The sequence below is a fragment of the Salegentibacter maritimus genome, from assembly GCF_016236915.1.
GTDB classification, from domain to species: Bacteria; Bacteroidota; Bacteroidia; order Flavobacteriales; family Flavobacteriaceae; genus Salegentibacter; species Salegentibacter maritimus.
In genome coordinates this window covers 60,312-66,866 of sequence record NZ_JAEHOK010000019.1, presented here as the reverse complement: position 1 = coordinate 66,866, position 6,555 = coordinate 60,312, and the positions used below count along the sequence as shown (strand labels likewise).

At 35.3% G+C, this 6,555-nt stretch carries 3 protein-coding genes; 1 reads left to right on the top strand and 2 read right to left on the bottom strand.

Annotated features, from left to right (window positions below):
• Nucleotides 1-11 precede the first annotated feature (11 nt).
• Both I6U49_RS13485 and I6U49_RS13480 read right to left on the bottom strand, forming a co-directional pair.
• Nucleotides 12-1,277 (bottom strand): IS256 family transposase, encoded by a 1,266-nt coding sequence (locus I6U49_RS13485; RefSeq protein ID WP_262894938.1) that lies wholly within the window; start codon nt 1,275-1,277, stop codon nt 12-14.
• 51 nt (nt 1,278-1,328) lie between these two features.
• Nucleotides 1,329-3,071 carry a helix-turn-helix transcriptional regulator gene (locus tag I6U49_RS13480; RefSeq protein WP_198629202.1) on the bottom strand — a complete coding sequence of 581 codons (1,743 nt, stop codon included), beginning with the start codon at nt 3,069-3,071 and terminating at the stop codon, nt 1,329-1,331.
• Between the two features lie 377 nt (nt 3,072-3,448).
• Here I6U49_RS13480 and I6U49_RS13475 point away from each other — a divergent pair.
• A partial coding sequence (locus I6U49_RS13475) for an immunoglobulin domain-containing protein (RefSeq protein WP_317191880.1) occupies nt 3,449-6,555 on the top strand: 3,107 nt, incomplete at its 3' end.

Sequence of the window (6,555 nt, the reverse complement as noted above, 5' to 3'; positions counted from 1 at the left end):
GGGTCTGTAAATTAAACTCTGTCTGATGTTTCAATTCCTCTGGGGCTAGCCCCAGAGGAATTGGCGTTTATGTCCAGCGGTATCCGGTCTCCAAATTTAATATAAAATTGCTGAATCGTAAGGCTCCAATTATGCAAAGGAGCGGTCCATTTCTTCTCAATGTTTCGTGTGGCCAGGTAGACTAGCTTTAGCAGCGACATATCAGTGGTGAAAGCACCCTTGGTTTTGGTAACTTTCCGGATTTGCCGATGGAAGCCCTCTACGGCATTAGTGGTGTAAATAATCTTCCTAATGGGTTCTGTATACTCAAAATACTGGGATAGCTGTTCCCAGTTACGCTGCCAACTTTCAATAACTACAGGATATTTATTACCCCATTTCCCTTCCAGGTTCAATAGCTCATCTTCGGCTACATCTTTAGTGACAGCCCTATAGACCTTTTTCAGGTCTTTCATAAACTCTTTTTGATCTTTAGAGGCAATATACTTCAATGAATTACGGATTTGGTGTACAATACAAAGCTGAACCTGAGCCTTTGGATAAACGCTTAAGATGGCTTGTGTAAAGCCTTTGAGATTATCTGTACAGGCTATTAAGATATCCTGTAATCCACGGTTATGAAGGTCGGTTAAAACCTGTAGCCAGAAATTAGCACCTTCGCTCTCAGAGATATACATCCCCAGGATTTCCTTTTTCCCTTCTTTGGTAATACCCAGGATGTTATAAAGTGCTTTGTGGGCAATCTTTCCATCCACTTTAACTTTATAATGCATGGCATCAAGCCAAACAATACAGTAAAGGGGTTCTAAAGGACGACTTTGCCAGGCTTTGATATCAGGAATGATCTGATCGGTGATCTGGCTTAAAACCGTATGGGAAATATCGGTATCGTACATTTCTTTGATATGACCCGAGATGTCACGGTAGCTCATTCCAAGTCCATAAAGACCGATAATTTTTTCTGAAAGATTATCAGCCAGAATCGTCTGTCGCTTTTTAACCAGTTCCGGTTGGAAGCTACTTTGACGGTCTTCAGGGGTTTCAATGTCAAAAGAGCCAAAGCCACTTTTAAGCTTTTTCTTTCCCTTGCCATTGCGTTTATTCCCTTTGGAGCGTTCATCACTACTTAGATGAGAGTCCATCTCTGCCTGAAGGGCCTTCTCAATAACGTTCTTGAGCATCGGTGCAAAAGCACCGTCTGCACCAAAAAGGCTTTTGCCTGACATGAACTGGTCAAGCACCTTTTTCTCGAATTCTTGTTGTTCTTTTGTTGCCATAATTCTGTATGAATGAAATTAATAAATAATTCAATTCAGACAGAGTTTATTTTACACTCTCGTTAAGTTAGCCAAAAAATCATCCAGGTCAATATCTTTACTCAAACCAAATTTTTGTTTTAAACGATATTTAAACATCCTAACGCTTTGAGGTTCTATATGTAAGGCTTGTGCAATCTGCTTTGTAGTCATTTTTAAGTACAGATAGGTACAATATTTTAGATCTAAGGGTGTTAGCTTCTTTACAGCCAATGCATTTAACTGATTAAAAAAATCGGGATGAACTTTTTGTATTTGTGTTTTAATATTTTCAAAATCAGCAGCCAAAAGCATTTCTTCCTTTAGTAACTTTTGTATTTTTTTTGTATCACCTTCCTGAATATTCGATTTTATTTGTTGCAACATATCGTTTTTGTACTCGATAAGTAAAGAGTTTGCCAATGATTCTTTTTCTAACTGTTGCTGCTTAATATTTAAAAGTTCCTGTTCGGCCTTTAATCTGGACTGCTCTTCCTTTTCAAATTTTAGCTTCAAATTTGCCCTATGTTCGCTTTCTTCTTTTTCCCGTTTCAGTTTTTCTTCACGTTCAATAGAATACTTTAACTTAAAATGATATGATACAAACATAAATACAAGCCCAAAAAGCAATGCAAGCGCAATGCCACCATAGAGATAATTTTGTCTTTTTTGAAATGTTTCGCGTTCCTTCAGCAATTTTAGCTGCTGATCTTTCTTTTCTGTTTCAAATTGTATTTCCAACTTTTGAGCATTTAGCAACTGCTGTTCGTCAAAAGACTTCTTCAATAGTTCTTCTGCCCTTTCCTGGTAATTTAAAGCCGATTTTAAGTCATTTCTTTTTAAGGCTATAGCTGCAAGCTCCTTGTTTATCCTGTATTCCAGCTTAAAATAATTTCCTTTATCGTTCATTAGTAAAGTCAAGCCCTGCAAAAGATACTGTTCTGCAAGCCCTACATTTCCCTCTTTTTTGGCAAAGCCACTCTTTATACCAAGTACATTGATCCATTTTTCTGAAGAAGCTTCATCTTTTTCAAGTTTATCTTCGGCAAATTTGAGGTAATAAAATGCTTTCTCCTTACGAACTTCCATGGGTTCGCTAGACCATTCAAGATAAAAATTTGCAATATTGATACAGGTGATTACAAATGTATCGCCACTTACTTCTTTTGGGTTAGATTGCTGAAGTTCAAATGATTTTCTTAGATATTGAAAAGTGCTATCTAACAATTTTTTTTTCCTGGTTTCTCTATAACGTGCCAGGTACATACTGGACATTCCGTTATTTACATTTACCTGTAAATTGATATCTCTTGCATCAATAGCATATTTCTTACATTTTAAGATGTATTTTTCCATCTTTTCTTCATCCCCCCACCTACTGTAGGTGCTATATAAAAGATAATTTAGATAGTATTTTGTTGTTAAATCGGTATTATTTCCCTCTAGATACTGCAACCCGGTTAGAGCATCTTTCACCACATCATCGGGCAAATTAAGATGATAGTTTAGATAAGCTTTGGCTCTATAGGCTACAGCTTTAGAAGTATTATTTTTTGCCTTTTCCGCAGCTTCGAAACTAAGATCCAATAGTTTCTTCCCCATTAAAAGGCTATCTCTGGAAACGTAAAGGCCGCTTTGATAAGCATATAGATAGGCAAGGTCGTCAGCCGAATTGGTTCTATAAATCGTATTCTTTAAGCTTTCAATTGCTTCCTGCGTCTTGTTTTGCATTTGAAGCAACTCTACAGAATCGAGTGCCTGCCTTGTGCTTTCCAAAATATTTTGCGCTCTGCTCAGCGTTCCAGATAATAAAAGGGCTAGAAATATAAAAATCCTCATTTAATGATATGCTGCGTTGTATCTACAAAAATAGAAACTAATAGAAAAGAATCAGGCTTAAAACAATTAAAATGGTCACTTATTCCATCGTATTTATAATTTCAAATAACTGTTTATCAGTACTTAAAAATAATTGTAGATAGTATGTATATACAAAATTCATAAAGTAGATACTATGTAACGTTTTCAATAGACCTCATTTTCTATTTAATGTTGACTTTTACATCAATCACTTAGGCGCTAAATAAAGGTTTAAGCCATTCAACATTTTTAGAATTAACAATAACCATTTGAATTGAATAAGTTTTGTTTTGATGAAATATATTTTCAGCTCCGTTTTTATACTTATAATTAATACAATGTTGACTGCACAAACTACGCCTGTGCCCGATGCCAATTTCGAAGCTTTTTTAATTGCCGAGGGTATAGATACAAATGGAACTACCGGAGATATTTTAAATTCAGATGCTGCTAATGTTACAACATTAGATGTCTCTGTGAACAACATCACAGATTTCTCAGGACTTGAGGCTTTTGTAAATATCCTTTCATTAGACCTTAACGGAAATCAATTTGCAACTTTACCATTAAGTACATTAACTGATTTAGAAGAATTGAGGTTTAGCGGTAATATGGCCCTCGCAAATCTAGATCTTTCTGCAAATACCCAACTTAAAATAATTATTGCGCGCTCTAATGGCCATACCAACAATGCGCCTATCACTACTTTAGACCTTTCTTCAAACACTCTTTTAGAAGAAATAGAAATATATAACTTCTTTAATCTATCTAGCGTCATATATCCCAATACAAATACCGTTAGGGATATATATATGCTACTACGTTCTAATATCAATGTAGATTTTTCAGACTATGATAACCTAGAACATCTTTTTTTGAGCACCAACTTCAATAATTCATTAACAATTAATGCCCTACTCCCAAACAACCAAAACAGCTTAAAAACGCTAAGCTGCCAGGGCGGAAATATTACCAATGTAAACGTTTCTAATTTTCTTGCTTTAGAACAGCTAAGACTCCAAACTACAAACACCCAAACAATACAGTTACCACAAACAAATTCGCTTAAGGACATACGAATAAGCAATCATTTAATTAATGCCATTTCTTTTGAAAATGCCGCTATGCTGGAGACTTTATATATTCAAAATAAAAGTGGCTCCTCCCCCACAAATATCGATATCACAAAAAACTCACAATTAAAAGTTTTAGTGGCAAGTTCAAATGACATGACCAATATAGATGTAAGCCAAAATAGTTTATTAACCGATATTAATGTTCAGAATAACCAACTTACATCACTAGATGTTACCAAAAATAAAGTTTTAGAAGAATTAACAGCATCTTATAATATGCTGTCAGGCATTGATGTTAGGCAAAATATACTTCTAAGAAGGCTAGCACTTTCAAATAATGAGATCGCCAATCTTGATGTTACTCAAAACAGGGAATTGCAAAATCTTAATATAGCTAATAATCTTTTTACCGATACGGGTCTGGATATAACACAGAATATTGCCTTAAGCTCTCTAGATGCTTCCAACAATCAAATTGAATCACTTAATATTACTAAAAATAGTTCACTAGGGAATCTGGTTTTACACCATAACCTCTTTACCGGAACCAATATTATAGATCAATATCACGACATTTGGCAAACAAACGGGGCTTTAAGAGCTTCAGACGAACTGGATGTAAGTTATAATCTCTTGTCGGGGAAAATTCCAGATTTTGCTTCATTGGCCTTAGATGGAAAAACCAATTATTTTGAATTAAAATTTGATAACAACCACTTTCATTTTGGAGATTTTGAAGATGAACATAATGCCTATGTACAATTATTGAGTACATATTGGACAAAAATACCTTCCATTGTCCTTTTTAGAAAATATACCTACGCTCCACAAGCAAAAGTAAATTCAGTAGAATCGTATACTCCCAATGTTAATGACACTATTACATTGAATACTACAGTTAGAAGAAATCAAAATCATTATCAATGGTTTAAAAATGGTACAGCAATTCCCGATGCACCAAATGAGCCTAATTTAATTTTATATAATGTGTCCGAATGTGATAATGGTGTATACCATTGTGAAATCACAAGTGATTTGGTGCCATTTGAAAATAGTAATCCCCCCGGAACCAACGGAAAGAACCTACTTTTAATACGAAATGATATTACTGTAGATGTGCAGGGTACAAACAAATCATGTACAAGTGTGGTTAATCCGGCCAATGATGAAACCGGTGTCCCTATAAATACAGTACTTGAATGGAAAGATGATTTTGGCGCTTGTGGTTACCTATTAAGTGTAGGAACCAATGCTGAGGCCAATAACCTTTTAAACAATATTGATGTAGGAAAAACCAGTAATTACAATTTTAGCAATAATCTTGCTCCTAATACTACCTATAATGTTATTGTGGTACCATATTTCTCTGATGGACCATTAAACTCTGGATGTACTATTCAATCCTTTACCACCGGAGGCAATATTACAATTCCTGAATGTAACGAACTTAGTCTGCCAGCACCATCGGCTGCAGATGTGGTTGTGAGTACTCATATAGAATGGACTCGTGTAAATGGTGCAGATGGTTATTATCTAAGTGTTGGCACCAGTGCAGGAAATACCGATATTGTAAATAATATAAATATTACCGGTGGAAATAATAACTCTTACGATATCCCCTCAGACTTACCTTCTAATACGGTAATTTATGTTAACATACTACCGTACAATGCTGAAGGGACAGCCAGTGGCTGTAAAGAATTTAGCTTTACCACAGAAACTATAGCTACTATTCCAAATTGTACTACAATTACCAGTCCGGTAGATGGTGCAAGCGAGGTTAGCATCAATGAAAATATTAGCTGGGATGCTGTACAAGATGCTGATGGATATTATATAAATATTGGAACAAATCCAGGAGGAAATGATCTGGTAAATAATATCGAGCTTACAACAACAAGTTATAGCCATACAACCGATTTCCCTGAAAATACTACAATTTATGTTTCGGTTACTCCTTATAATGCTATTGGTAATGCTACAGGATGTACAGAAATAAGTTTTACCACAGAAACTATTGCTACTATTCCAAATTGTACTTCAATTACCAGTCCGCTAGATGGTGCAACCGATGTTAGTATCAGTGAAAATATTAGCTGGGACGCTGTACAAGATACCGATGGATATTATATAAATATTGGAACAAATCCAGGAGGAAATGATCTGGCAAATAATACCGAGCTTACAACAACAAGTTATAGCCATACAAGCGATTTCCCTGAAAATACTACAATTTATGTTTCGGTTACTCCTTATAATGCTATTGGTAATGCTACGGGATGTACAGAAATAAGTTTTACCACGGAAACTATTGATACTATTCC